Annotated in this window: 1 pseudogene; it reads left to right on the top strand. The window is 31.3% G+C overall.

The window, feature by feature from the left end:
* Nucleotides 1-100: pseudogene (locus AABK37_RS42525) on the top strand (IS982 family transposase); the annotation flags it as partial.
* Nucleotides 101-201 lie beyond the last annotated feature (101 nt).

Genomic DNA, 201 nt, shown 5'->3' with positions numbered 1-201 from the left:
TACCAGATATGTTAGAAAAATTACGATGTTACGACGATTACACAATATTTCGATGCTAATCAACGATTTATTTCATCAAATAGGAATGATACTAAAAGAAAGTCAGTAAACCAAAAAGTTTTCTCCTCAGGGCGATCGCTAAAAAATTTTGTAGTAGATGATACTTTTTATTCAGCAAATATTGAACCAGCAAGACTAGGA

It is taken from the genome of Tolypothrix sp. VBCCA 56010, from assembly GCF_050875635.1.
Taxonomy (GTDB): Bacteria; Cyanobacteriota; Cyanobacteriia; order Cyanobacteriales; family Nostocaceae; genus Hassallia.
The sequence above is the reverse complement of the archived record's forward strand: the minus strand, read 5'-3'. Positions and strand labels throughout refer to the sequence as shown.